The 1,393-nt window shown below is 70.0% G+C and carries 1 protein-coding gene and 1 pseudogene; both read right to left on the reverse strand.

Features of this window, described 5'->3' with window-relative positions; translation table 11 throughout:
* The coding region (locus ACFWJO_RS39240; protein ID WP_386873023.1) for an amino acid permease at positions 1 to 849 on the reverse strand (849 nt) is incomplete at its 3' end.
* 207 nt (positions 850 to 1,056) lie between these two features.
* Positions 1,057 to 1,393 (reverse strand): annotated as a pseudogene (locus ACFWJO_RS39245) (hypothetical protein); the annotation flags it as partial.

A 1,393-nucleotide genomic window follows, 5' to 3' on the forward strand; every position in this document is an offset into this window, starting at 1 on the left:
GAAGTTCAGCAGGTGCGGGGCGAAGGGGACGCCGAGGCCCTCGAAGATCTGCACGAACGGGCTGGCCTTGCCGTCCACCTGGTTCCAGGGGACGAGGGCCATGATGACCGCCATCGTCAGCACGTAGAACAACAGGATGCGGATCGGCACCGTGTTGATGGCCTTGGGCAGCACCTTCTCCGGGTTCTTGGCCTCGCCCGCGGCCACGCCGAGGGTCTCGATGCCGCCGAAGGAGAACGTCACGATGGTGAGCGCGGTCAGCACGCCCAGGATGCCGTGCGGCAGGAATCCGCCGTGGTCCACGAGGTTCGCCAGGCTGGCCTGGGTGCCGTCCGCGGTGGAGGCGCCGGTGAAGAGCAGGATCACACCGCCGAAGATCATCGCCACGATGGCCCCGACCTTCACGAGCGTCAGCCAGAACTCGGCCTCACCGAAGTTGCCGACGTGCGTGAAGTTGATCAGGCCGACCACGAGGATCGTGGCCGCGACCCAGGCCCAGGCCGGGACCCCCGGGAACCAGAACGCCATGTACGTGGTGATGGCGGCGGTGTCCGCGACGATCACGACGGCCAGCTCGAAGACGAAGGTCCAGCCGGTCACGTAGCCGGCGAAGGGGCCGAGATAACGGGAGGCGTAGGCGGCGAAGGACCCGGAGACGGGCTCCCGGAGCGTCATCTCGCCGAGGGCGCGCATCACGAGGAACACGCCGTAGAAGAGGCCGGTGCCCACCGCCGTGCCCAGGGCGATGAACATGATGTGCCGCTGGCTCAGGCCGCGGTGCAGCTGCCCGCGGTCCGCGGTGGCCGCGCCGGTCTCGGCGACGCGGGAGCCGAAGGGGGAGGTGCTCACGTGAAGTCTCCGCTCGAAGGGGGGTGGATCAGGACACGCCATGGTGACTCGTGACACAGCGTTCATGCCACTTTGTCCGGTGTGATGCGAGTCATCGTGGACGTTACGTCGCGTTCGTCCGGCCGGGCCGGATGATGTGACCTCGCCCACCGCGGATTCCCCGCGGAAGGTCCGGGGTGCCCCGGCGGGTCCCGGGGCGCGCCGGGCTCAGTCCATGAGCAGCCACGCGGCGGCGTCGTGCGCGAGCCGCCCGTCCTGCACGGCCTCCGCCTCCTCGAGGGAGAACAGGGCCCGGGAATGGCCCGCGGGCAGGTCGACGGGATCGGTCGACAGGTTCGCCATCACGAGCACGGTGCGCGCCGGGATCGGCTCGCCCGAGCCCAGGTGCCGGCCACCGCCCGAGGTGACCGTGAACGCCAGCACCCCGCGTGCGGGGTCGTGGTGCTCGGACCACGCGAACGTGCCCGTGCCCAGGTCGAGCTCGCCGCGGATCTGCAGCAGACGCCGGTACAGCTCGAACACGGAGCCCTCGACGCCGACCTGC

Origin of the sequence: Streptomyces sp. NPDC127092 (genome assembly GCF_042722475.1) — a bacterium.
Classification (GTDB): Bacteria; Actinomycetota; Actinomycetes; order Streptomycetales; family Streptomycetaceae; genus Streptomyces.